The sequence below is a fragment of the Tissierella sp. P1 genome, from assembly GCF_002266425.1.
Taxonomy (GTDB): Bacteria; Bacillota; Clostridia; order Tissierellales; family Tissierellaceae; genus Tissierella; species Tissierella carlieri.
The window spans coordinates 25,535-49,384 of sequence record NZ_NPMN01000005.1; the positions used below are offsets into that span (position 1 = coordinate 25,535).

Genomic DNA, 23,850 nt, shown 5'->3' on the forward strand with positions numbered 1-23,850 from the left:
AAAGGAGGAAAACCATGAAGGCTGTTATATTGGCTGCAGGTAAAGGAAAGCGGATTGATTCTGTCACAAATGGGGAGAACAAATGTCTTTTAAAAATTAGAGATAAAACTATTATTGAATATAATGTGGAAAACATTAGTAGAATTGATGAAATCAATGAGATAATAATAGTTGTTGGTTATAGGTCCCATGATATAATGTCTAAGGTTGGAAATTATTATAATGGTAAAAGAATAAGTTACTGCATTCAAAAAGAGCAAAAAGGACTAATTAATGCACTTGAGGCAGCCAAATATGCAGTTGAAGATAATGATTTCATTCTTATATTAGGGGATGAGTTTATAATTAATAATAATTATTCCAGTGCAATCAAAAGGTTCTATGAAAAGAAATATAACTGTATGATTGGAATAGTAGAAGTCGATGATATAACTTGGTTAAAAAGACTTATACAATTGAAATAGACGAAAATGATAATATACTAGATTTTATTGAAAAGCCGATTAAGCCATTTAACAATATTATGGGAACGGGGAATATTATATTTAAAAAAAGTTTTCTCAAATATATCGATGAAACTCCGGTAAATTCCATAAGGGGAGAAAAGGAATTAGTGGATTTTCTCAAGATAATATTAAAAGAGTATGGAAAGGTGACTACATTTAAGGTAGGAGATTCTTATATAAATCTAAATACTAAAGAAGATTATTATAATCTAGTAAGATTGTTTGGTATAAAAGTTGATATTTATCGTGATTCAAAATATGGTGTTGAAAGTATTTGATCTATATAAGTTTTAGCATAATTTAAAAAAGATTAATATCTTTAAATAAAAAAAGATATTAATTTTTTTTATTTTTTGTAACTTTTTCTTCTTTTTTCCGAATATCTAGTGGAGGGTGATAAAATGGAAATAAAAATACAAAATCTTAGTAAAAAATATAAAAATGTAAAGGCTTTAAATAATATTGATTTAACTATTAATACTCCTGCAATGATTGGCCTTGTAGGGCCAAATGGAGCAGGGAAAAGTACTCTTATGAAAATTTTAGTAGGACAGCTGATGGCTACAGAGGGAGAGGTTTTAGTAGATGGAGTTCCTCTTAACAAAAGAGAAAAATACTTAAAAGAAAGATTAGGATATTTGCCCCAAGACTTTGGATTATATGAGGAGTTAAGGGTAGAGGAATACCTAGACTATATGGCTTCCTTAAAAAGAATAAAGGAAAATAAGAAAGAGGAAATAAGAAGAGTTTTAGTAATGACTAATCTTGAAGAAAAGAGGAAACTTAAAATAAAGACTCTTTCAGGAGGACAAAAACAGAGAGTTGGAATTGCCCAGGCAATGTTAAATAATCCTGAATTGCTTATAGTTGATGAACCAACTGTAGGACTTGATCCTGAAGAAAGAATTAAATTTAGGAATCTTTTTTCTGAAGACTCAATTGATAAAATAGTTATATTATCTACTCACATTATTGAAGATGTAGAATCCATATGTAATCTAATTATAGTTATAAATAAAGGTAAGATACTATTTGTCGGTGAACCTAGTGAACTAGTTAGAAAAGCCATAGATCATGTAGGAATTGTGGAGATTACAGGTGCTGACAAAGAGAATTTTTTAGAAAGAGAATTAAAAGGAGAATTTAAGATTACATCTACAGTTATAACTCCTACTGGTACTAGATATAGGGTAGTATCTAAATCTCTACCTTCATATTTTGAAAAAGTAGTTCCTTCCTTAGAAGATGCCTATATATATTGCATGCTGGAGGAGGAAGAATATGTCTTTATTTAAGAATGAAATTAAATTAATGCTTAAATCAAAAATGATAGTGTTTTTGATATTGGTATCCTGTATTGCTGCAACAACTGGAATAAATTCCTTAAATATGTCTAATGATTTTGATTTGTTTTATATAAGAAGGTCTTCTTCAACTATTGCCTTTGGTGCTGTAAGATTTGGAGCCTCAATATGTGCATTGCTATTTGGATTGTTTACAGTATTAACGCTAGATAAAGATAAGAAAAAAAGAAGTAAGGGAATTATAGAATCTAATATAAATTATCATAGATTAATGATAATTCGTATCTTGGCTATAGTTTTTTATGAAGTTATAGCAACTATAATTGGAATGATGGCTGTTATTGCTATACAAAAATTTGTATTTGGTATTCCAATTGATATTTTTTATTATCTATTTAACTATTGGATTATATTTTTTCCATCTCTTTTATTTTCTACCTTAATAGTAAGTGGCTTATATCTTTTAACAGATAGCTTGGATATAAGTTTTATAGCTTTAGGAATATTATTTGTTAAGAGTTTAACTTCGAATAACTATTTATTTACATGGGTACAAACTAATTTAGATATTATTTCAGATTTTGCAGGAATACAACCTGTAGGGCAAACCATTATCTATAATAGATTACTGTGGATATTTATCTCTATTTCAATATTTGGAGTAGGATTGCTATTTAAAAGAAGATATGAATTCAATTTAAAGGAATCATTTTTAATCAATATAAAAAGCAAAATATTGATATTATTAGTTGTAATTGCTGTATTGGGAAGTGGGTTTACCTATATAAAAGAGCCTTATACAATGGAACTAATAAGAAATATGGAAACTAATATTGATGAAAACATATCTTTAACAGGTCTTAAACCAGAGATCATTTTTGATAATGAAAAGGGAGAAATGTATGGAAGGGTTCTATATGATTTCATAAATAAAGGTTCCGATTCAATTACATTTCATACTAACGAGGGACTAAATATAGATTCTATAAAGGTTAATGGAAAAGAAGTAAAATATAGAGAGAATAAAGGTAAGATTGAAATTCCTATATCAAATATAGAAGAAATAGAAATCATGATTTCCTATGGTGGAAAAGTGAAAACTGATAAAAATGGAGTAGGTAGAGGTATGCCGGGATATATCTCTAAAGATAGTATTTATTTACTAGAGAATTCTAATTGGATTTTCAGGCCTTTAGTTAAAGAAGGAGACTCTATAAAGATTAGTGGATATTATTCAGCGCCGGAATATTTAACAATGGTAGTTCCAGGAAGACTCATAGCTACAGAGATAGAAGGTCAATTGAAGAAGTGGATATTTGAATATAATTCTCATACAGCAGACATTGGAGCATTTGCAGGCATATATGAGAAACACCAAATTAACTTTAAAAATATGAACATTGAATTTTACTATTCTCCTAGACATGAGGAATATGTGCAGAATATGAAAATAGAAGAATATATAAAAAATATGATGAAGTATTATATTGAAAATATAGGAGATTATTATTCGGATATATATCCACTAAAAGTTGCAGAAGTTGCACTATATAAGCGAGGTGGTCATTCATCAGAAAATGTTATAACTATTTCAGAAAACATGTTAAATCGTGATAAAGCTATGTATTCAGTAATTGGTGATGATAATACTCAGTATAGGGGTATGGATATAGATATTTTTATGAGTGATATAAGTACAATAGCTCATGAAATTGCACATCAATGGTGGGGGACAGGTGTTAAGGTAATAGAAGATAGTCCTTGGTCATGTGAAGGGCTTGCACAATATATGTCCTATAAATATATACAAAGTGAATTTGGAGATATGGAATCTAACTTATTTTTGAGTAGATGGGAAAGTCGTGTACGAGAATTGAATAACTACTATTATCTAAATAATAGTGAAATGTTAGATAAAATAAATGAGAAATATAGAAAGTCCTTAGAGATGGAAAAGCTTCAGAGTGAATTATATTATTTGATGCCTATTAAATTGTTAAATGGAGAAGAAGTCTCAGGAGAAAAAGAATTTTTAAAAGGAATAGCAAAGGTATATAAAAGTTATTTGTATAAGGATTTAACCTATGAAGAGTTTCTTAAAGAAATGAATCTTTCTAAGGAGGCGGTGGAATTTGAATAATATTAATTTATTAAAATATGAGATTAAAAGAACGATTATATCAAAAAAGTATTTATATATGATCCTTATATTGATGGCATTTACTTATGATTCACTGACAAGACTAGTAATAGGCGGATATTATGGAACGGCGCCATTTTCTGAATGGACATATACACTTTTTATTCAGTTAATTTCACCTTTAATAATGAGTATAATGGTATTTATCATGACAAATATTTTTAATGAAAAAGAATTAAGAGCTAGAAAGATATTATTTTCAGCTCCTATATCTCAGAGCAAATACTATATATTGAAAATTGCTGGATTAGTGGTTGTTTTTATATTGACAACTGTGGTTCCGATTGTCATGAGTTTTATATATTATAAGGTATTATTTAATTATAGCCAATTTACCAACTTTGGAAAATATATTATATGGTTTTTTATTCCTACTTTTATATTTCTATTAGGAGTTAGTATGGTTTTGGGAAAAACGAACTCAAAGCTATTATATGGCTTGATTCCAATAGTATTTTTATTAGGAAGCATAAATACAAGAAGTATTCTGCCACTATGGTTAGATATATTTGGACAACATTTCTTTGATATATCTACCTTTGCAGAACTTATAGGAAGAAAGAGCCAAGTTATACCATTTAATTTATCTAATCATTTCATTTATTCTAGACTTATATTTATATTTTTAGGTGTTATACTTTTAATGTATACATGCTTGAAAAGAGAAAAGGAATAAAGCTATGGTTAGTTATATAAATGAGATGGGGGTGAAAGAGTGGATGAACGGTTACAGCTATTAAAAAATGGTGATGAAAATGCCTTTGAGGAATTTGTTCTTAAACATAGAAAAGAAGCTGTAAATTTTGCATTAAGTATACTTAAAGATTATTATGCAGCAGAGGATGTTGTTCAAGATAGTTTTGCTATCTTTTATGTATATAGAGAAAGATTAAGAGATTATAGTACATTGAAATCTTATTTATTTTCTATTATACACAATAAATCTGTAGACTATATTAGAGATAATAATAAAAATATTTATACTGATTATAATATTGCCTCCACTATTTCTCCCGAAGAGATTATAGTAAATAAAGAAAAAGAATATAGATTCATGGACAACTTTAATAAATTAGATGAAAGTCAAAAGAGCATACTTTATTTATATGCATTTCAGCAGATGTCTTATAGGGAGATCTCAGAAGTATTAGGTATAAGTTTATCTAAGGTGAAAATAAATATTTTTAGAGCAAGAAAAAAATTAAAGGCTCTATATGCTGAAAAATAAAGTTGATGGAGGTAAATTTTATGAGATCTGAGGAAAACAATAGAAAATATCTAAATGAAGTATGGAGAAGAGTACGAGTACAGGAATATGATAGATATCAGTTAGATAAGATAAAAGAAAACAAGAAATTTCTAAGGATGATAGAAATAAAATTATCATTATCAATATTTGGAGGTTTATCTTTTTTAAGCTTGATACTATATTTTATATTAGGAGTTAGTATGGAGTGGCTAATTATATGTATATCAGCATTTTTAATAGGTGCGGAAATTTATGATTATTTGAGTTTTAATGAGGCTAAAAGGAGGATTTATTATGAAAATTCAAATTAAAGAGTTAGAAAAATACTATGGAGCTTATAAGATATTAGAGAGAATAAATCTTACCTTTGATGAGGGAATCCACGGACTTTTAGGGCCTAATGGAGCAGGGAAGACAACTCTTATTAGAATTTTGTCAACATTATTACCTAAGACATCAGGAGAAATTTATTATGATAATATAAAAGTGGATAATAAAGAGGAAATAAGAAAGATAATAGGGTATCTTCCTCAGGAGTTTTCCTTTTATCCAAATTTTACAGTATATGAAACTTTGGATTATTTTGCCTCCCTCTCTAATATAAGGTTAAATAAAAGAGAAATATTAGATAGGCTAGAAATTGTACATCTTCAAGATATCCATAAAGCTAAGACAAAGACCCTTTCAGGAGGAATGAAGAGAAGATTAGGAATAGCCGTAGCAATGATAGGAGATCCAGAAGTATTAATTGTAGATGAGCCTACAGCAGGTCTTGACCCAGAAGAAAGGATAAGGGTCAGAAATATGCTTTCTGACTTTGGGAAGACAAAAACTGTATTATTATCAACTCATATTGTTGAAGATATTCAATTAAGCTGTAAAAGTCTTTCGATTTTAAATAAAGGAAAACTTATCTATAGTGGTGCAGTAAAAGATGTAATAAAAGAAGCAGATGGATATGTGTGGAATCTAAATGTAAATTTTGGAGAGTCTGAACAGTATATGGACAAGTACAATGTTATTTCATCTATAGTGGATGAGGATAAGATTTCTTTAAGGATTTTGTCAAAGGAGAAACCATCTCTAAATGCTAATAATGTTTTTCCAACTTTAGAAGATGCATATATGAAGCTTATAAAGGGGGTATAGAAAATGCTTAGAAAAATCTTTTTAAAGCAAATAAAGGAACAAACTAAAAGTCTAAGTATATTGATTTTAATAGTAGCTATATTCCTATTCTATTACACTCAATTTATAGGAGATGTAAAGAGAGATGGCATAAAACCTATACCTCCTAGATTTAAATATAATACTGTTGATGAAACTATAAGGGGAGTTACATTAGAAGATCATATTGAGTATGCTTATAATACTATGAAAGCTGATTATAACTCAGGTGATACTCTAAGGATTAAGGGAATAAATATGCTCTATGAAAAAATAAATGAAGAACAAAGAAAAATTTTAGAAGAAGCAATAAAAGAAATGGAAGACATAAGTTTTCAAACTATTGATGAATATTATGAGTTTATATATAGAGTAGACAAAGCTTTAGGTGGAAATACTGTATATAGCAATGAAAATAATTTCTCATCTATTATTCGTAGCAGATATTATGATGAAGAGATAGAAATTTATAATGCTATTCTTAAAGAAGATAAGGTTACTGATGCCTATGGAAGACTCTTTGCAGACTATATAGGAATTGCAATAAGCTTTTTTACCGTATTTGTAACGGCTTTTACTCTTACCAAAGATAAGAGATATAATTGTAATGAGCTTATATATACTACTAGTGTGCCTTCATATAAATATGTACTGGGAAAATATCTAGGAGATATAACTATAACAATTTTAATATTGTTCTTAGTAACAGGTCATGTAACTTGGCTATTTCATGGCTTTTCAAAATTAACAGGAGATACTATTTCCTACGGAGGATTCTTTAAATATTCTATAGTGTGGATTATACCTACTATTATGTTTGTGACTTCCCTAAGCTATGTAATTCAGCTTGTGTTTAATAATGGAATAGTATCAATTATAGCCCAGTTTTTTTATTGGCTCTATAGCATGAGAAATTTGTTGCCTCAGGGGATTCAGCCTACAAAATATTTTATAAGGTTCAATAGAGTTATTCCGTACTCTCAATTTCAACCTTTTATAAAGAATATATGTTTAAATAGAATACTATTTACTATATTTTCTTTAATATTATTATTTATAGCTATAAAGCTATGGGATAGAAAGCGAGGGGAGATGAGCAATGGATTTAAGATTAGACAAAAAGATACTTTATAGTAACATAAAGATAATTTCCTTCAATACCATGGCTTTAGCGTTGGTATATATGGGAGCTATTTATTTAATGATAAATAAAAATGACTTATTAGAAGATAGTATAATTTTTATTGGAGAACAGCTTATATCTCCTATTGGTATAGCAATGTTTGTTAGAACTGCATTGATTGAAGATGAATATGGGGTATCGGAAATGGTCTATTCAAAGGTATATCCCTACTGGAGAATTATTTTATATAGGATCGTTATTACTTCTATACAATTATCTTTGGTATTAAGTATTATCTTTCTTCCATTGAAAATTGCTAGAGCAGATTTCCATATAACTAATATTTTATTTGGCTCTTATACAACAGCATTGTACTTGGGAGTCATTGGTATGATATTAGGATATATGACTAAGGAAATATCTATTGGTATTTTAGTCCCTTTTCTCTATTATTTCTTCGAAATGTTCTCAAAGGGAAGATTTACCAAGAATTTATATTTATTTGGAATGGGTAGGGGAAACTATATAAGTAAAATAAAGTTATTTTCTATTGCTACAATTGCTATAATAGTATTTCTTTTTATTATAAAAAAAGAAATTTCAAAGTAAAATTACATTGCCAAAGGATTATTTTTACTATCCTTTGGCATTTTTTATAATTTATCTTAAGATGTTATATATTCAAATACAGGCTTTACCATAATTTGGATATGGGGTATCATAGAAAAAGAGATAGACACATAATAGGGGAATGAAAATAGGGGGAATAATAATGAATAAAAAGGCACTAATAGTATTAATAGTCGTTACAATTATTTTTGCAAGCTTTATAGAGATAAAGGCTGATGCAGAAAGTGAGTTAACTACGAGGCTAAAGGAAAGCCTAATTCCGTTAAAGACTACGGAACCTAGGAATGGTTTTGAAGACCTTATGCCATTGAAAGAAATTCTTAAGGATAAGAAGATTATAGGCATGGGGGAAGCTACCCACGGAACAAGTGAGTTTTTTCAGATGAAACATAGGATGTTTGAATTCTTAGTAGAGGAAATGGGGTATAGGGTGTTTGGTATAGAGGCTGAATTTGGTGGGGCTCAAGTTGTTAATGATTACATTCTCAGTGGCAAAGGAAGCATACAGACTTGTTTAGATGCTATGAAGTTTTGGACTTGGAATACTCAGGAAGTAGCAGATATGATTGAGTGGATGAAGGAGTATAATGAAAATACAACAGATGAAAATAAGATTAGGTTTTATGGATTTGATATGCAATCCGTAGATAATAATGTAGATTATGTTTTAGATTATTTAGAGAAAATAGGTTCTAACAATATTACTCAATATAAAGCAAGCTTAAAAGATTCAAATAAGGTTTATTATCATTCAAATAAAGATAGTTTAAAGAAATTTAACCTAAAGATAGACAAAATACATGCTGATCTTATAAGAAATAAGGATAATTATATTAATAATAGCTCAGTAGAAGAATACGACTTAATACTTCAACATATTGCAGTTATAAGCCAATGGGTTGATTTTCAAACTAATGGAGCAAAATCTGAAACCAGAGACTATCATATGGCTGAGAATGTAAGATGGATTTTAGAGTATGAGAATAGATATTACGGCAATGATAAAATTATGTTATGGCTCATAATGGACATATTGCCAATAGTTATTTTGAAATTAAAAAGATGGGAGAAAACTTAAAGGATATATATAATGAGGATTACTATTCTCTAGGTTTTGACTTTTATCAAGGAAATTTTGTATCTTGGCCAGCCACATTTTATGGTACAAGAATAGGTAGTAGTTTAGCTAATTTCCATATAAGTTCATCACCAGTAGGATCATATGGAGATGAAATGAATAAAACAGGAATTTCAATTGGTTTTTTAGATTTTAAAAATGCTGAAAAAGACAAGATATTATTGGATTTTTTATCATCTAAAGTCCATGTAAATCATATTGGTGCAACCTATTTTGGGAAATGGCATAATGTAAATCCTATGAATAAAATTGTAGTAAGAGATAGGTTCGATGGCATGATCTTTGTGCAATCTACTACAGAAGCTAAAAGAGCCGAACCACATATTGATGGATTACCAGATGGAAATAAACTCTTAATACAATACTATATTCTTATGGCAATTATAGCTATAATTGTATTTGTAATTTTATATAAATTATATAAGAAGTCTGCATCAAATTTAACAAAGAAGTCTTCAGGAAGGTTTCATATTTTAGGGAAAGACGTTGAGGAGAAAACAGATATTAATATTATTCAAAAGCTAATAATAAATACGAATAATTATTTTAATTCTATTTCCACCTTTAAGTATTGTGCAATAGTTTTATTTATTATGACCATTTTAACGATGACATCAATCACAGTGAATTCTTTAGATATATTTAATAGAATATATGTTGATACAGGTATATCAGCTATTATATACCTAATTCTTTTTATATTGATTGGAATTGGTGAAATATTTTTACTCTATATTTTGCCTCTTAATATAATAAAAGCTCTTTCAAAAGAAAAAGCTATTTATCTTAAACATATTCTTATTGTTTCTATTATAATGGCATTGATTAATTCACAGCACTATTTTAGTTCTGGAATATTATTATATTCTTTTAATATTTTAATAAACATTATATATGGACTTATATATGGTTATACTTATGGATTGTTGTATTATAAAGGGAAAAAACCTTTAATTATGATTTCAATAATATTAGTTATCTATAATATTTTAATAATGTTAGGAGTTGTTTCAATTTCTAAAATCTAATACCTAACCTCAATCAAGCATAAACCCTTAGCCTCAATCATAGGACCTGCAATACTACGATCTCCAGCCTCAAGTATAGACTTTACATCCTTGGGGCTAATTTCTTCTTTTCCTACCCTAACTAAAGTTCCTGTAATTATTCTAATCATATTATGAAGAAATCCATCACCTTCAAAATCTATATAAATATAGTTGCTTTCCTTTAATATATTGATATTCATTATAGTCCTTATAGAGCTTTTCTTTTTTGATTTCATAGTAGTAAAGGCAGCAAAGTCAAAAGTTCCAACCAACTCATTAGCAGCTTTCTGCATTAAATCTATATTTAGTTTTTTAGGAACATGAGAAGTGAATTTTCTAGTAAATACATCTTGGTACTTATTATTATCTATAGTATATCTATATAATTTAGATTTGGCATTATATCTAGAATGAAATCTTTCATCTTCTTCCAATAGATTATAAACTACAATATCATCAGGTAAATAGCGATTAATATAACTTTCTATCGCATCTATTGTCATATCAGAGTTAGTGAAAAAGTTACAAACTAATGCTTTAGCATGGACTCCTTTATCAGTCCTTGAACAGCCTATTACATTTACTTCTTTAGAAGTCATTTTTTTCAGTAAAGTTTCTAATTTACCTTGTATAGTATTATCACCATCACTTAATCTCTGCCATCCAGCATATCTGCTGCCATCAAATTGTAAGTACATCTTAATATTTCTCATTTTATCTACTCCTATATCTTATTATAGTTATTATAGCTTATATTAGATTATATATAAATAAAAAAACTGATGTGTAGCCATCAGTTTTTCATTTCTTTTATGATTCTTAAATAATGGTTTGCTTCTCTTAGTACATGATCTCCTAAGAGAGGAATAATGATAGATCTGATTTTGCATGCTAACAAGCCTTCAGTACCAGCTTTTTTAAAATTCCTTATATTTTCTGTTGCCTTTAAACTTTTATTTAATATTTCTTTTTCATTATTTTTATCGCATTTTTCTTCTAATATCTTTTCAAAGGTTTCTGCTAATTCTTCCGCAGTTTCCTTTAATTCTTCTTCTGTAGGATCAAGTAGTCCATCAATAAATTCTGCATGTTCTTCCATTATTTGATTCCAAAAGTTTAAATCATCACATTTAGTTCTATCAGGTAGTTTTCTATTCTGTAAAGACTTTAATGTTTCCATATACAACTCAGCCTCTCGAAGAATATGTTCTATTAGAAGAGGATAGAGGGTTGTAAATATTTTACATTCTAACTGAGATTTAAGCAATTTTTTCTTAAGATTAATGACTTCCTCTAATAAATTCATTGATCTCATGTTTATGTTGCAAATTTTTTCTTCTAACCATTCTGTATAATTAAAGTTTGGATCTGATCTTAAATCGTATTCAGCTTCAGTAATTTCCATGTTTAGAGAAGCACCAGTTAATTTAGATGATATTTGCTCTGCTCTTAGAGTAAAAGGTGTCACAATTTCATTTGATTGTAAAACTTCATTTCTTACTGCACAATTACCAAATATGACGGTTTCAGCTAATAGTGCTTCAAAGGATTTTTTAAGTATATTAGCCTCATCAATTTCAGATTCATTGATTGATGGAAGACTAGTTTGTATAAAAAATAGATGCTCTTTCATAATTCTTTGAAAAAATAAATTTGTCTCAAGTGAAATCTGAATAAATTCTTTTCTTGTTAACAAATAAATCCCCCTATTTATAATATTACGTAATATATAATATTATGAGGGAGATTTTTGTGATTAGTTTAATCTTTCATCAAGTTTTACTCTGATTTCATCATTAATTATATTATTATTTTGTTTTAAGTTTTCCATAAATTCTCTTATTATATCTGCAAAATTAGTATATTCATATTTTCCTATGGCATTTTCAAATTCTTTAAGAACTTCTTCTTTCATTATAAAAGTATTTTCATTAAAGTTAGGAGTATGGTTATCTCCGTAAAAATAAGTGTAGATGTACCATTTATATAATTCATCAACCTTTGGTAGTAGATTTGAATATGGATAAACCATTTTAAAGCTTTCAACTAATAATATCCTTTCGGCTAATTTATCCATAGATATCATAAGACTTCCATCATTCATAAAAGGTTCATTAGTATCTAGAGCTAATATTTTGAGATAATCATTATATTCGTTAGTAATATTTTGACCAAAAGTATCTACGAACTTTTGATTATCTATTAAATAATAATAAATACCTTCCGAAGTATCTAACTTATATCCAAGGATGATATGATCGATTAGATGTTTCTTCAATTCTTCTTCATCCTTTAGTACCTTTTCACGAGTTAAGTATTCTAAGCTATTTAATTTTTCAATAGATAAACCATATTTTTTAAATAGATAATCGAAGTTTTCATTATTCTGGTATTTTATAAATAAGTTTTCGATTTCAACACCTTCATCAAAAGACATCTCATCTAATATTTTCATATATTTCATTAAAAGCTCAGTATTATCATATTTTGATAATTCATCTTTATGTTCCTCCATATATTTTAATGCTTCAGGGAAATTATTTTCTATCAAGTCCTTTGCTTCATTAAATATTTCTTTGTCTGACTCGTCTTTAGAATAATCTTTTCTCTCAACTTCCAGTAGAGTGGCAGAATCTTTACCATCCCATCTATACCAGAGAGTCATCTTGTCAGAGCTAGAAACAGTAGAATCTTTAGTTTCTGGATCCGTTATATAAATACTAAATTCTAAGATTCCATCATCGTTTATATCTTTAATTTCATTGTCAGTATATATAGATAGTAGTGAAATCTTATTTTCATTAAATATGCTTTTAAGTTTGCCATCCTTTAGAATAAAACCATAAGTTAATCCAGAGTGAGCACCTACCTGATTATTTAAAAGCAATCCATTTTGTTCTTCAGATATTTTACCAATTGCAATTTGATAGTTGGTATTGTCATAGTTCATTGAAATTTTATCTATAGAAGTATATTTTTCTCCGTTAAATTTGTAAATTTCCAGACTTCCTTCATCATTCATGTCTTTAGGATCTCTCTCTTTAAATACAGCAAGCTCTGGTATGCTATCTTCATCAAGATTTCCAATTGCATAATGAGGAGATTTATGGTCATTTGTAAGTTCAGCCCCAAGTTTATCCATATGTTCCATATAGGCTGTATCAGTCAAAAAATCGTAGCTAGCACCTTTTGATATGATGATTTCTTTGATCGATTGCTCTAGACTTAAAGCAGTCGGAAGACTTTCTTTTTTAGAGCAAGCCATTGTAAAAATAGTTAAGCATAGAAGTAGTACTATGAATTTTATCGATTTTTTCCACATACAATATTCTCCTTTCTATAATCATATTATACACTGGAATCTTAAGGTTTGGGTAACAAACAAGTTACAAAAAAAGTGATATATAGTTGTCAAAAAAGTTGATGTAGAATCAAATCAATGGTATTATCTAATCATAATGATGGAAAGTTTATACTTTCAAAATGGGAGCTGATACAATGTTGATGATAGATGAAAGAACTGAGATTGTAGAATATGGGAAAAGATTGGTTACATCAGGACTTACTAAGGGAACAGGTGGAAATCTAAGTATTTATAATAGAGAGAAAAGATTATTTTGCATATCACCCACTGGCATAGATTATTTTGATATAAAACCAGAAGATGTAGTAGTTATGGATTTGGAAGGGAAGATAATTGAAGGAGATAAAAAGCCATCATCAGAAGTGGAAATGCATAGGATATTTTATGCTAATAGAGAAGAGATAGATGCAATAATTCATACACATACTATGTATGCCACAACACTTGCTTGTTTAAATTGGTCACTACCACCAGTACACTATATGGTTGCTTTGGCGGGACTTGATGTTAGATGTGCAAAGTATGCTACATATGGAACAAAGGAATTGGCTGAAAATGCCTTTGAAGCTATGAGAGATAGATATGCAGTATTATTGGCAAACCATGGATTATTGGCAGGTGCAAAGGATTTAGCTAATGCATTTAATATTACGGAAGAAATTGAGTATTGTGCAGAGCTATATTATAGAACTAAGTCCATTGGAGAACCGATAATTCTACCAGAAGAAGAGATGGTATTAATGCTTGAAAAATTTAAGACTTATGGGCAGGTGAAGAAATAATGAAAGAAATAAAAGCTATTGAATTTAAGGATGACATTCTATATTTAATTGACCAAAGAAAGCTACCAACTATTTATGAAATATTTCAATGCAAAGACTATAAGGAGGTGGACTTCGCTATAAAGGACATGGTTGTGAGAGGAGCACCAGCTATAGGCGCTACAGCTGCCTATGGAGTTGTCTTAGCAGCCAAGGAGTTTTTAAATCAAGACAAGAAAGATTTCCTAGGAAATCTTGATAAAGCTTTGGAAGTTTTAAACAATTCAAGACCTACAGCAGTAAATTTAATGTGGGCAATAAGAAAGATGAGATTGCTAATAGAAGAAAATAGAAGCTTATCAAATGAAGAAATATATGTAAAGATAAAGGAAGAAGCAGATAAAATATTTGAGGAAGATATGGCTACAAATAAGGCTATGGCAAAGCATGGTAATGAAATTATAAAACAAGGGGCAACTATTCTAACTCATTGCAATACTGGTGCTTTAGCTACAGTCGGATATGGTACAGCTCTTGGAGTTGTAAGAGAAGCACACTATACTGGAAAAAATATATTTGTTTACGCCGATGAGACAAGACCTAGATTACAGGGTGGTAGATTAACTGCATGGGAGCTGGTACAGGAAGGGATTCCATCAAAATTGATAGCAGATAATGTAGCTGCCACATTGATAAGAGATGGGAAAATAGATGTAATATTAGTTGGTGCAGATAGAATTGCTTTAAATGGTGATACTGCAAATAAAATAGGTACGTTTATGTTATCTGTAGTAGCTAAGGCTTATAATGTACCATTTTATATAGTTGCACCTACGACGACCATAGATTTTGATATAGAAACAGGAAAAGAAATTGAGATTGAAGAAAGGGATTCAATAGAAGTGACCCATATAGATGGAGTAAGAACTGCTCCAGAGGGAATAGAAGTATATAATCCAGCCTTTGATGTAACTCCTTGGGAAAATATATCTGGAATAATAACTGAGAAGGGAATTATAAGGTTTCCATATAAGGAAAATATAATGAAACTAAGATAGAGGTGAATCTATGAAAGCTATAATCGGAGGCACGGGTGTATATGATACAGGTCATAACACTACTATAAAAAAAGTAAAGACAAAGTATGGAGAAGTAGAATTGGATATTATCAATATAGAGGGAGAAGATATTGTATTTTTGGCTAGACATGGTAAAGGACATTCTGCACCTCCTCACTTAATAAATTATAGAGCTAATATGATGGCATTGAAAGAACTAGGAGTGAAATATATATATGGAACTGCGGCAGTAGGATCATGTAATGAAAACTATATTCCTGGCGATGTTGTTGTAATTAAAGATTTTATTGATTTTACCAAATTAAGACCAATGACTTTCTTTGAGGGCGGAAATGAACCAGTAAAACATGTTGATATGAGTGATCCATATTGTAAAAATCTAAGAGAAAAGTTTTATAATGAATCTAAAAAACATGAATTAGAAATAAAAGGAGATGCAGTCTATGTATGTACAGAAGGGCCAAGATTTGAGACTGGTGCTGAAATAAGGATGTATAAAAGTCTTGGCGGTGATGTAGTAGGTATGACTAATGTACCAGAGGTTGTGCTGGCTAAGGAATTAGGTATGTGCTACTCAACCATAGGAATTATAACCAACTGGTGCACAGGAATAAGTGGGGAAATAGAGCTGCATGACATTCAGGGTGCAATGAACAGAAATAAGGAAAAAATAACAGAAGTTTTTATAGAAATATTTAAACAAGGACTAGATCAAGAACAGTGTAAATGCAACAATTCAATAATTGAATTATAATTGTGCATTGTGAACTGTAGAAACGGAGTGATAAAAATGACAGGATTTGATACAAGAGCAATTCATGCAGGAAGTAAAGGAAATAATCCAAGTAATTCATTAAATCCACCTATATTTCAGACTTCAACCTTTGTATTTAACAATATAGATCATGCAAACAAGGTAATGTCCTTTGAGAGTGATGATTATGTATATACTAGGGGAAATAATCCAACCTTAAGATTATTTGAGAACAGAATGGCAGAACTAGAACATGGGGCAGGGGCTGTGGCATTTGCTTCAGGTATGGCTGCTATTAGCTCTGTGATATTTTCTCTTCTAAAACCAGCAGACACTATTATAGTTCACAAAACACTTTATGGTTCATCCTATAGCGTCGTTACTGAATTACTGCCAAAATATAATGTAAATTATAAAATAGCAGACCTTACCAACATAGATGAGCTAGAAAATGCTATAGATGAATCTGTTAAAGTAATATATTTTGAGACTCCATCAAATCCAGATTTATCTATTATAGATATAAAAACAGTGTCGGAAATAGCGAAGAGTAAAGGTATCAAGGTAGTAGTAGATAATACTTTTGCTTCACCATATTTCCAAAATCCACTATTACTCGGAGCAGATGTGGTAGTGCATAGTGCTACAAAATATATTTGTGGTCATGGTGATGTAGTAGGAGGAGTTGCCATAGCTAAAGATTTAGATTATATTCATCATCTAAAATTTGGCTATATGTGTGAATTTGGAGGGGTGATGAGTCCTTTTAATGCTTGGCTGCTACTTAGAGGATTAAAGACTTTAGGACTTCGAATGAGACAGCATGAGAAAAATGCGATAGAAGTTGCAGAATTTTTAAAAAATCATTCTAGGATAGATTCAGTAATGTATCCAGGTCTATCAGATTTTAAAGAACATAATATAGCGAAGGAACAGATGAATGGCTTTGGAGCTATCATAAGCTTTGAGGTAAAAGGTGGACTTGATTCTGCAATAAAATTTGTAGATAGTTTAAAACTAGCACAGCTAGCAGTTAGTTTAGGAGATTGCGAGACTTTAGTACAGCTACCAGCAGCCATTACCCATAGAGGTTATCCAAGAGAAAAATTAGCTGAATTTGGATTAACAGAAAGTATGGTAAGAATCTCCGTTGGACTTGAGGATAGTAAAGATATAATAGAGGATTTAGAGCAGGCTTTAAAACAATAGATTTAATATTTTTATTAAAGCAATAATATGTTATAATTATAACAAATATATAAGGGAAGTGATAAAATGGCAGTTAAAGTAAAAATTTGCATGGGAACTCATTGTACAATGATGGGAAATTTAAATTTACAGGAAAGTCTTGAAAATTTACAATTAGAATATCCCGAACAAATTGAAATTGAGGCAATAAAATGTTTAAAGTTTTGCAAGGGTGATAAAGCACCTGTAGTTGAGTTGAATGGAAAAATAATCACAAATGCCAGTGCGGAAAAAATCGTATCAGAAATAATAGAACTAGTTAAATAATTAGAGGAGAGAAAAAATGCTAAGAGGACTGTTTACACCAATTACATACATTCGTAGACAAGTATTTACCGAGATTGCAAAGATAGCTTGGGAGGGAAGAGACCCAAGAGAAGTTGACGATATACCCTATAAAGTAATAAGTGGGGAAATACCTCAATATAGGGGAAGTATTTTTCATGAAAGAGCAATTGTAGCGGCTAGAGCTAGACTTGGTCTAGGGTTAGATAGAAAATCTAATGATGAGAATGCTCGTTTATCTAAATCTGTTGATGAAGCAGTAGTGACCCATAGTATAATTCAAGAACCTTTAGTTAATGTAATTCCATTTGCTTGCGAAGCTTGCCCGAGATCAAAGCATTATGTTACTGACAATTGTAGAAAATGTATCGCTCACCCTTGCGTAATAGTGTGTCCAGTTAATGCTGTTTCCATAGGAAAGGATAGAGCAATAATAGATAAGGAAAAATGTATAGATTGCGGGAAATGTGCTAAAGCATGTCAATATCATGCAATTATGCGATTAGAGAGACCTTGTGAGGTTGCATGTGGAGTAGATGCTATAGAGTCAGATGAATTAGGCAGAGCAAAAATAAACTATGATAAATGTGTAAGTTGTGGTATGTGTATAGTAAATTGCCCATTTGCAGCTATCACAGATAAATCAGATATATTTCAGTTAGTTTTAGCTATTAAACAAGGAGAAGAAGTTCATGCAATAATAGCACCTTCATTTGTAGGACAATTTGGACCATTTGCAACACCGGGTAAAATAGTAAGAGCAGCAAAGGACCTAGGATTTACAGAAATCATTGAGGTAGCATTAGGGGCAGATGTTGCTGCCCGACATGAAGCTGAAATGTTTCCACAACTTGTACCGGAAAAACAACCGTTTTTAGGTACTTCTTGCTGTCCATCTTGGACAATGACAGCGAAGAAATTCTTTCCAGATCTATATCAGTATATATCTTCATCTAATACACCAATGGTAGAAACAGCAAAGGCAATTAAGAGAAGAAGTCCAAGTGGTAAGATAGTATTTATAGGGCCATGTATTTCAAAAAAAATTGAAGCAATGGATGAAGAAGTTCGACCATATGTTGATTTCGTAATCACATATGAGGAACTTGCTGCAATATTTGTAGCAGCAAATATCGATGTTGCTGAGATTGAAGAGGATGAAGTTGTTGCAGATGCATCAACGAAGGGAAGGAATTTTGCATTTGCATCAGGTGTTGCAGCATCAGTAAAAGAAAGCATAGAAAAATTTAATCCAGGAGTGGAAGTACCAACACATAATGCTAACGGTTTATCTGAGTGTAGAAAAATGTTAATGTTAGCAAAGGCTGGGAAATTTAATGGATATTTATTGGAGGGTATGGCTTGCCCTGGTGGATGCGTTGGAGGCCCAGGAACCATGTTGCCAACGGAAAAGGGTGAAAAAGAAGCGAAGGACTTCGCTAAAAAATCACCATATAATGATGTGTTTCAGAATCCATTTTTAGAGTGAGATACGAAGAATAAGTATAATTAAAACTTAAATTTAAAATGGGCAGTAGTCTACTATAGATTTTCTGCTCATTTTTTAATGCAATAAAGAAATAAAGGGAAAACTTGTTAAAATATAAACAAAATAAACATAAGAATACCTAATATAAAGAGCTTATCTATAAAAATATTTTGTCGAAAAAATATAATAATTATATTGACTAAAAGTATATTTTTGATAGAATTACATTATCAAGATTTAATAAAACCTTCAATAATATTGGAACGGAGCGGTTTGACAATTTTATTCATTCTAAATATTCTCACAATTTCATTTAGGTATATAATCATAAACTAGGCATAGCAAATATAATTCATATCAGTATTCAAATATTCACAGCATAAATTTTTCAAATTAAGGGTTAAAAAATTAACAAAATATAATAAAAAATAGTTAGGAGGTTCATTTATGCTTACTGTAGAGATGAAAGACACAATTAATGAGATTGTAATGAAGCATGGAAGTAATCAATCCTCAATCATTACTATTCTACAAGAGATTCAAGGGAACTATAGGTATTTACCTGAGGAAGTGTTGGAGTACATAGCAAATAAGATGGATATTAGTCCTTCTAAGATATTTGGTATTGCCACATTTTATGAGAACTTTTCATTAAAACCAAAGGGAAAGTATGTTATTAAAATTTGTGATGGCACAGCATGTCACGTTAGAAAATCTATACCTATACTGAGTGCATTACAGAAAGAGTTGGGACTTGATAATGAAAAGCATACTACTGATGATTTAATGTTTACTGTTGAGACTGTATCATGCCTTGGAGCATGTGGACTTGCACCAGTATTGAATATCAATGATAAGGTTTATGGGAAGATGACTCCTGAATCTACGGTTGAACTCTTAAATAAATTAAGGGAGGAAGCATAAATGAAAATCAATAGTATTAAAGAACTCATAGACATTTCTGAAAGATTTAAGAATTCCTTAGATAAACAATATAAACAAGTATTGGTTTGTGGTGGAACAGGCTGTGTAGCAGGAGGATCTTTAGAGGTATATGCTGAGATAAAAAGATTGATAGAAGAAAAAGGTTTATTAGCTAAAGTTGAATTATATGAAGAAGATAAGGGAATAGGAATTAAGAAATCTGGTTGTCATGGATTTTGTGAGGCAGGGCCGTTAGTTAGAATTGAACCTGATAAATTTTTATATTTAAAGGTAAAAGTAGAAGACTGTGAAGAAATAGTAAACTCTACTTTAGTAGAGGGAAAGCCAGTTGAAAGGCTTATGTACAATGTAGGAGATAAGGTTTATCATGAGCAGGAAGAAATACCTTTTTATAAATCTCAAACTAGAGTTGTATTAGAACATTGTGGACATATAGATGCAGAATCAATTCAAGAATATATTGCATATGGTGGATATCAAGCATTAGCTAAGGCTATAGGCACAATGACACCAGAGGAAGTATGTAAAGAAATATCTGATGCGAGTCTTAGAGGAAGAGGAGGCGGAGGATATCCTGCTGGAAAGAAATGGTCTCAAGTTCTTTCTTATTCCAGTGATATGAAATATGTAATATGTAATGGTGATGAAGGAGACCCAGGTGCATTTATGGATAGATCCCTTATGGAGGGAGACCCTCATAATATAATTGAAGGTATGGCTATTGCGGCCTATGCTACTGGAGCCTCTGAAGGATATATCTATGTTAGAGCAGAGTATCCATTAGCAGTAGCTAGACTTAATAAAGCCATAGAGCAAGCAAGGGAAATAGGACTATTAGGTAAAAATATTCTAGGCACAGGCTTAAACTTTGATCTTCATGTTAATCAAGGAGCAGGAGCTTTTGTATGTGGTGAAGGTAGTGCACTTATTGCTTCAATCGAAGGTGAAAGGGGAATGCCTAGAGTAAAGGCAAAAAGAACTGTAGAAGAAGGACTTTGGAGAAAACCTACTGTTCTAAACAATGTTGAAACATTTGCTAATGTTAGACATATAATCATGAATGGCGCTGAATGGTACAGATCTTTTGGTACTAAAGGCAGCCAGGTACAAAGGCCTTTGCACTGACTGGAAATGTTAATAATACTGGACTTATAGAAGTACCAATGGGTACTACTCTTAGAGAGATAATATTTAACATAGGTGGCGGAATAAAAGATAATAAGAAGTTTAAGGCTGTACAAATAGGTGGTCCATCAGGTGGATGCTTAACGGAAGAGCATTTAGACATGGCGTTGGATTTCGATTCGCTGACAGATGCTGGTGCTATGATAGGCTCTGGCGGAATGGTAATTATGGATGAAGATACTTGTATGGTAGAAGTAGCTAGATTCTTTATGAACTTTACTCAAAATGAATCCTGTGGTAAATGCGTTCCTTGTAGGGAAGGTACAAAGATTATGCTTAGTATTCTAGAAAAAATTGTATCAGGTAAAGGAACTGTTGAGGATTTAGACCTACTTGAAGAGCTATCAGATACAATAACGAATACTGCACTTTGTGGATTAGGTAAGACAGCTGCCAATCCTGTAGTTAGCTCATTGAAATATTTTAGGGATGAATATTTAACCCATGTGGTAGATAAGAAATGCCCTACAAAGACTTGTCAAGGTCTAAAGGTAATAGAGATAAGCCCTGAGCTTTGTAAAGGATGTAGTAAATGTAGTAGAATTTGTCCTGTAGGTGCAATTAGTGGCAAAATAAAGGAACCATATATAATAGATCAAAGTAAATGTATCAAATGCGGTGCTTGTATAGAATCCTGCGCATTTACAGCTATAAAGGAGGCTTAGGCTATGAAGGGTACAATGATTGTAGACGGCAGAAAAGTAGAATTTGATCAAGAGAAAAATGTATTGGAAGTAGTGAGAAAAGCTGGTATCAATTTACCAACATTCTGCTATCACTCTGAGTTAAGTATTTATGGTGCTTGTAGAATGTGTATAGTTGAAGATAAATGGGGCGGTACATTTGCTTCCTGTTCCCAATTACCAAAGGATGGTATGGAGGTATTTACAAATACTCCAAAGGTACAAAAATACAGAAAGACAATACTTGAAATGATACTAGCAAACCACGACAGAGATTGTACTGCTTGTGATAGAACTGGAAAATGTGAGCTGCAAGAATTAGCTATTAGATTTGGCATTAAAGATATTAGATTTGACCATATAGGAAAAAGATTACCGATAGATAAATCCAGTTTAAGTATAATTAGAAACCCTAATAAATGTATTCTATGCGGCGACTGCGTAAGGGTATGTGAAGAGGTGCAAGGAGTAGGAGCTTTGAGTTTTGCACATAGAGGTTCAAATATGACAGTATCACCAGCATTTGATAGAGATATTGCAGAAGTAAATTGTATAAACTGCGGACAATGTAGAGCAGTTTGTCCTACAGGAGCCATTATTATAAAAATGATAATCAAAAGGTATGGGAAGCAGTTCACGATAAATCAAAGAGAGTAATAGCACAGATTGCCCCAGCCGTAAGAGTTGCTTTAGGTGAGGAATTTGGACTAAATCCTGGAGAAGTAACTATAGGAAAAATAGTATCAGCTCTTAAAACTCTTGGAGTTGATGAAGTTTATGATACTGCCTTTGCTGCTGATATGACTGTAATAGAGGAAAGTAAGGAATTTGTAGAAAGATTAATTACAGGAGAAAATTTACCATTATTCACTTCCTGTTGTCCAGGATGGGTGAAATTTGCAGAAAATAAGTTCCCAGACATGGTTGATAATATTTCTACATGTAAATCCCCGCAGCAAATGTTCGGAGCAGTTATAAAGGAATATTATAAGGACAAAGATAAAAAAGAAGGTAAAGAAACAATAATGATTTCAGTAATGCCTTGTACTGCTAAAAAAGCAGAAGCAGCTAGAGAAGAACTTCAGCATAATGGTGTTAGAGATGTAGATGTAGTAATTACAACTCAAGAGCTGGCACTTCTTATTAGAGAAGCAGGAATTATCTTTGACCAGTTAGAAGAAGAATCCTTTGATATGCCATTTGGATTAGCAAGTGGATCAGGAATAATATTTGGAGCTACTGGTGGAGTTACTGAAGCTGTAGTTACTAGATTATTAAGAGATAAACCTGACCATTCTGCAAAAGACATATTGTTTAGCAATGTAAGAGGAATGGATAATCTAAAGGAAGCAGTATTTAATGTAGATGGAAAAGAAGTTAAGATTGCTATAGTACATGGTTTGAAAAGTGCAGATGAATTGATAAAGCAAATAAAAGCAGGAGAAAGACATTATGATTTCATAGAAGTAATGGCCTGTCCAGGTGGATGTATAGCTGGTGGAGGACAACCGGTTCCAATGAATAAAGAAATGAGAAAAGAGAGAGCTAAGGGGCTTTATAAGCTTGATAGAACATCACATATAAAGAGCTCAGAGAAAAATCCATTAGTAATGTCATTGTTTGAAGATATACTAAAGGATAATCATGAACTATTACATGTGCATAAGAAAGCTGAAGCTGAAATGTAATTT

Annotated in this window: 22 protein-coding genes and 2 pseudogenes; 21 read left to right on the forward strand and 3 right to left on the reverse strand. The window is 30.9% G+C overall.

Features of this window, described 5'->3' with window-relative positions; translation table 11 throughout:
- Window positions 1–14: 14 nt before the first annotated feature.
- The 11 genes and pseudogenes from CIW83_RS24205 to CIW83_RS04685 all read left to right on the forward strand — a co-directional run bounded on the left by CIW83_RS24205 (window position 15) and on the right by CIW83_RS04685 (window position 10,345).
- Window positions 15–464 carry a sugar phosphate nucleotidyltransferase gene (locus CIW83_RS24205; RefSeq protein ID WP_094899702.1) on the forward strand — a complete coding sequence of 150 codons (450 nt, stop codon included), beginning with the start codon at window positions 15–17 and terminating at the stop codon, window positions 462–464.
- Window positions 434–784 carry a sugar phosphate nucleotidyltransferase gene (locus CIW83_RS24210; protein WP_094899703.1) on the forward strand — a complete coding sequence of 117 codons (351 nt, stop codon included), beginning with the start codon at window positions 434–436 and terminating at the stop codon, window positions 782–784. The genes CIW83_RS24205 and CIW83_RS24210 overlap by 31 nt, the downstream gene beginning before the upstream one ends.
- 123 nt (window positions 785–907) lie before the next feature.
- The gene (locus CIW83_RS04640) at window positions 908–1,801 is read left to right on the forward strand and encodes an ABC transporter ATP-binding protein (RefSeq protein ID WP_094899704.1); all 894 of its coding nucleotides are present in this window, start codon (window positions 908–910) and stop codon (window positions 1,799–1,801) included.
- On the forward strand, window positions 1,788–3,950 hold the full coding sequence (locus CIW83_RS04645; RefSeq protein ID WP_094899705.1) for a M1 family aminopeptidase: 2,163 nt from the start codon (window positions 1,788–1,790) through the stop codon (window positions 3,948–3,950). Before CIW83_RS04640 ends, CIW83_RS04645 begins: the two co-directional genes overlap by 14 nt.
- Window positions 3,943–4,686 (forward strand): ABC transporter permease, encoded by a 744-nt coding sequence (locus CIW83_RS04650; RefSeq protein WP_094899706.1) that lies wholly within the window; start codon window positions 3,943–3,945, stop codon window positions 4,684–4,686. The genes CIW83_RS04645 and CIW83_RS04650 overlap by 8 nt, the downstream gene beginning before the upstream one ends.
- Before the next feature lie 39 nt (window positions 4,687–4,725).
- Window positions 4,726–5,238: an RNA polymerase sigma factor gene (locus CIW83_RS04655; protein ID WP_094899707.1), complete on the forward strand. Its 513-nt coding sequence runs from the start codon at window positions 4,726–4,728 to the stop codon at window positions 5,236–5,238.
- A gap of 20 nt (window positions 5,239–5,258) precedes the next feature.
- Complete coding sequence (locus tag CIW83_RS04660; RefSeq protein WP_094899708.1) at window positions 5,259–5,570, forward strand: hypothetical protein; 312 nt, start codon at window positions 5,259–5,261, stop codon at window positions 5,568–5,570.
- Window positions 5,554–6,408, forward strand: a complete 855-nt coding sequence (locus tag CIW83_RS04665) for an ABC transporter ATP-binding protein (RefSeq protein ID WP_094899709.1) — start codon at window positions 5,554–5,556, stop codon at window positions 6,406–6,408. Before CIW83_RS04660 ends, CIW83_RS04665 begins: the two co-directional genes overlap by 17 nt.
- A 3-nt stretch (window positions 6,409–6,411) precedes the next feature.
- Window positions 6,412–7,560, forward strand: a complete 1,149-nt coding sequence (locus CIW83_RS04670; protein ID WP_094899710.1) for an ABC transporter permease — start codon at window positions 6,412–6,414, stop codon at window positions 7,558–7,560.
- Window positions 7,526–8,158 carry a hypothetical protein gene (locus tag CIW83_RS04675; RefSeq protein WP_094899711.1) on the forward strand — a complete coding sequence of 211 codons (633 nt, stop codon included), beginning with the start codon at window positions 7,526–7,528 and terminating at the stop codon, window positions 8,156–8,158. Before CIW83_RS04670 ends, CIW83_RS04675 begins: the two co-directional genes overlap by 35 nt.
- Before the next feature lie 439 nt (window positions 8,159–8,597).
- Window positions 8,598–10,345, forward strand: a pseudogene (locus tag CIW83_RS04685) (erythromycin esterase family protein).
- Here the strand turns inward: CIW83_RS04685 and truA are convergent.
- From truA to CIW83_RS04700, 3 genes are all read right to left on the reverse strand, one after another.
- Window positions 10,342–11,079: a tRNA pseudouridine(38-40) synthase TruA gene (truA, locus tag CIW83_RS04690; RefSeq protein ID WP_094899714.1), complete on the reverse strand. Its 738-nt coding sequence runs from the start codon at window positions 11,077–11,079 to the stop codon at window positions 10,342–10,344. The pseudogene CIW83_RS04685 and the gene truA sit on opposite strands and share 4 nt — an antisense overlap.
- A gap of 80 nt (window positions 11,080–11,159) precedes the next feature.
- Entirely contained in the window at window positions 11,160–12,062 is a 903-nt protein-coding gene (locus CIW83_RS04695) for a DUF2935 domain-containing protein (protein ID WP_094899715.1), read from the reverse strand.
- A 60-nt stretch (window positions 12,063–12,122) separates the two neighbouring features.
- Window positions 12,123–13,688, reverse strand: a complete 1,566-nt coding sequence (locus CIW83_RS04700; protein ID WP_094899716.1) for a hypothetical protein — start codon at window positions 13,686–13,688, stop codon at window positions 12,123–12,125.
- 176 nt (window positions 13,689–13,864) lie between these two features.
- Between CIW83_RS04700 and CIW83_RS04705 the strand changes: the two genes are divergently transcribed.
- From CIW83_RS04705 to CIW83_RS04745, 10 genes and pseudogenes are all read left to right on the forward strand, one after another.
- On the forward strand, window positions 13,865–14,512 hold the full coding sequence (locus tag CIW83_RS04705; RefSeq protein ID WP_094899717.1) for an L-fuculose-phosphate aldolase: 648 nt from the start codon (window positions 13,865–13,867) through the stop codon (window positions 14,510–14,512).
- Window positions 14,512–15,549: an S-methyl-5-thioribose-1-phosphate isomerase gene (gene mtnA / locus CIW83_RS04710; protein ID WP_094899718.1), complete on the forward strand. Its 1,038-nt coding sequence runs from the start codon at window positions 14,512–14,514 to the stop codon at window positions 15,547–15,549. Before CIW83_RS04705 ends, mtnA begins: the two co-directional genes overlap by 1 nt.
- A gap of 10 nt (window positions 15,550–15,559) precedes the next feature.
- Complete coding sequence (locus tag CIW83_RS04715) at window positions 15,560–16,324, forward strand: S-methyl-5'-thioinosine phosphorylase (RefSeq protein ID WP_094899719.1); 765 nt, start codon at window positions 15,560–15,562, stop codon at window positions 16,322–16,324.
- Window positions 16,325–16,360: 36 nt separating this feature from the next.
- A complete protein-coding gene (locus CIW83_RS04720; protein WP_094899720.1) occupies window positions 16,361–17,533 on the forward strand; it encodes a PLP-dependent aspartate aminotransferase family protein in 1,173 nt (390 codons plus the stop codon).
- A 45-nt stretch (window positions 17,534–17,578) separates the two neighbouring features.
- Window positions 17,579–17,839 carry an NAD(P)H-dependent oxidoreductase subunit E gene (locus CIW83_RS04725; RefSeq protein ID WP_304440613.1) on the forward strand — a complete coding sequence of 87 codons (261 nt, stop codon included), beginning with the start codon at window positions 17,579–17,581 and terminating at the stop codon, window positions 17,837–17,839.
- Between the two features lie 16 nt (window positions 17,840–17,855).
- On the forward strand, window positions 17,856–19,346 hold the full coding sequence (locus tag CIW83_RS04730) for a 4Fe-4S dicluster domain-containing protein (protein ID WP_094899722.1): 1,491 nt from the start codon (window positions 17,856–17,858) through the stop codon (window positions 19,344–19,346).
- A gap of 447 nt (window positions 19,347–19,793) precedes the next feature.
- Window positions 19,794–20,270, forward strand: coding sequence for an NAD(P)H-dependent oxidoreductase subunit E (locus tag CIW83_RS04735; RefSeq protein ID WP_094899723.1), 477 nt, complete (start codon window positions 19,794–19,796; stop codon window positions 20,268–20,270).
- Window positions 20,271–22,141 (forward strand): annotated as a pseudogene (locus tag CIW83_RS24775) (NADH-ubiquinone oxidoreductase-F iron-sulfur binding region domain-containing protein). It abuts the gene before it with no gap.
- A 3-nt stretch (window positions 22,142–22,144) separates the two neighbouring features.
- On the forward strand, window positions 22,145–22,816 hold the full coding sequence (locus tag CIW83_RS22660) for a 2Fe-2S iron-sulfur cluster-binding protein (protein WP_201259679.1): 672 nt from the start codon (window positions 22,145–22,147) through the stop codon (window positions 22,814–22,816).
- Window positions 22,738–23,847 (forward strand): [Fe-Fe] hydrogenase large subunit C-terminal domain-containing protein, encoded by a 1,110-nt coding sequence (locus CIW83_RS04745; RefSeq protein ID WP_201259680.1) that lies wholly within the window; start codon window positions 22,738–22,740, stop codon window positions 23,845–23,847. The genes CIW83_RS22660 and CIW83_RS04745 overlap by 79 nt, the downstream gene beginning before the upstream one ends.
- Window positions 23,848–23,850 lie beyond the last annotated feature (3 nt).

Bases quoted from the DNA above. Each gene is read 5' to 3' on its own strand.
- CIW83_RS24205 (WP_094899702.1), top strand. From the start codon at position 15: ATGAAGGCTGTTATATTGGCTGCAGGTAAAGGAAAGCGGATTGATTCT.
- CIW83_RS04640 (WP_094899704.1), top strand. From the start codon at position 908: ATGGAAATAAAAATACAAAATCTTAGTAAAAAATATAAAAATGTAAAG.
- CIW83_RS04645 (WP_094899705.1), top strand. From the start codon at position 1,788: ATGTCTTTATTTAAGAATGAAATTAAATTAATGCTTAAATCAAAAATG.
- CIW83_RS04660 (WP_094899708.1), top strand. From the start codon at position 5,259: ATGAGATCTGAGGAAAACAATAGAAAATATCTAAATGAAGTATGGAGA.
- CIW83_RS04665 (WP_094899709.1), top strand. From the start codon at position 5,554: ATGAAAATTCAAATTAAAGAGTTAGAAAAATACTATGGAGCTTATAAG.
- CIW83_RS04670 (WP_094899710.1), top strand. From the start codon at position 6,412: ATGCTTAGAAAAATCTTTTTAAAGCAAATAAAGGAACAAACTAAAAGT.
- CIW83_RS04675 (WP_094899711.1), top strand. From the start codon at position 7,526: ATGGATTTAAGATTAGACAAAAAGATACTTTATAGTAACATAAAGATA.
- truA (WP_094899714.1), bottom strand. From the start codon at position 11,079: ATGAGAAATATTAAGATGTACTTACAATTTGATGGCAGCAGATATGCT.
- CIW83_RS04700 (WP_094899716.1), bottom strand. From the start codon at position 13,688: ATGTGGAAAAAATCGATAAAATTCATAGTACTACTTCTATGCTTAACT.
- CIW83_RS04705 (WP_094899717.1), top strand. From the start codon at position 13,865: ATGTTGATGATAGATGAAAGAACTGAGATTGTAGAATATGGGAAAAGA.
- mtnA (WP_094899718.1), top strand. From the start codon at position 14,512: ATGAAAGAAATAAAAGCTATTGAATTTAAGGATGACATTCTATATTTA.
- CIW83_RS04715 (WP_094899719.1), top strand. From the start codon at position 15,560: ATGAAAGCTATAATCGGAGGCACGGGTGTATATGATACAGGTCATAAC.
- CIW83_RS04720 (WP_094899720.1), top strand. From the start codon at position 16,361: ATGACAGGATTTGATACAAGAGCAATTCATGCAGGAAGTAAAGGAAAT.
- CIW83_RS04730 (WP_094899722.1), top strand. From the start codon at position 17,856: ATGCTAAGAGGACTGTTTACACCAATTACATACATTCGTAGACAAGTA.
- CIW83_RS04735 (WP_094899723.1), top strand. From the start codon at position 19,794: ATGCTTACTGTAGAGATGAAAGACACAATTAATGAGATTGTAATGAAG.
- CIW83_RS22660 (WP_201259679.1), top strand. From the start codon at position 22,145: ATGAAGGGTACAATGATTGTAGACGGCAGAAAAGTAGAATTTGATCAA.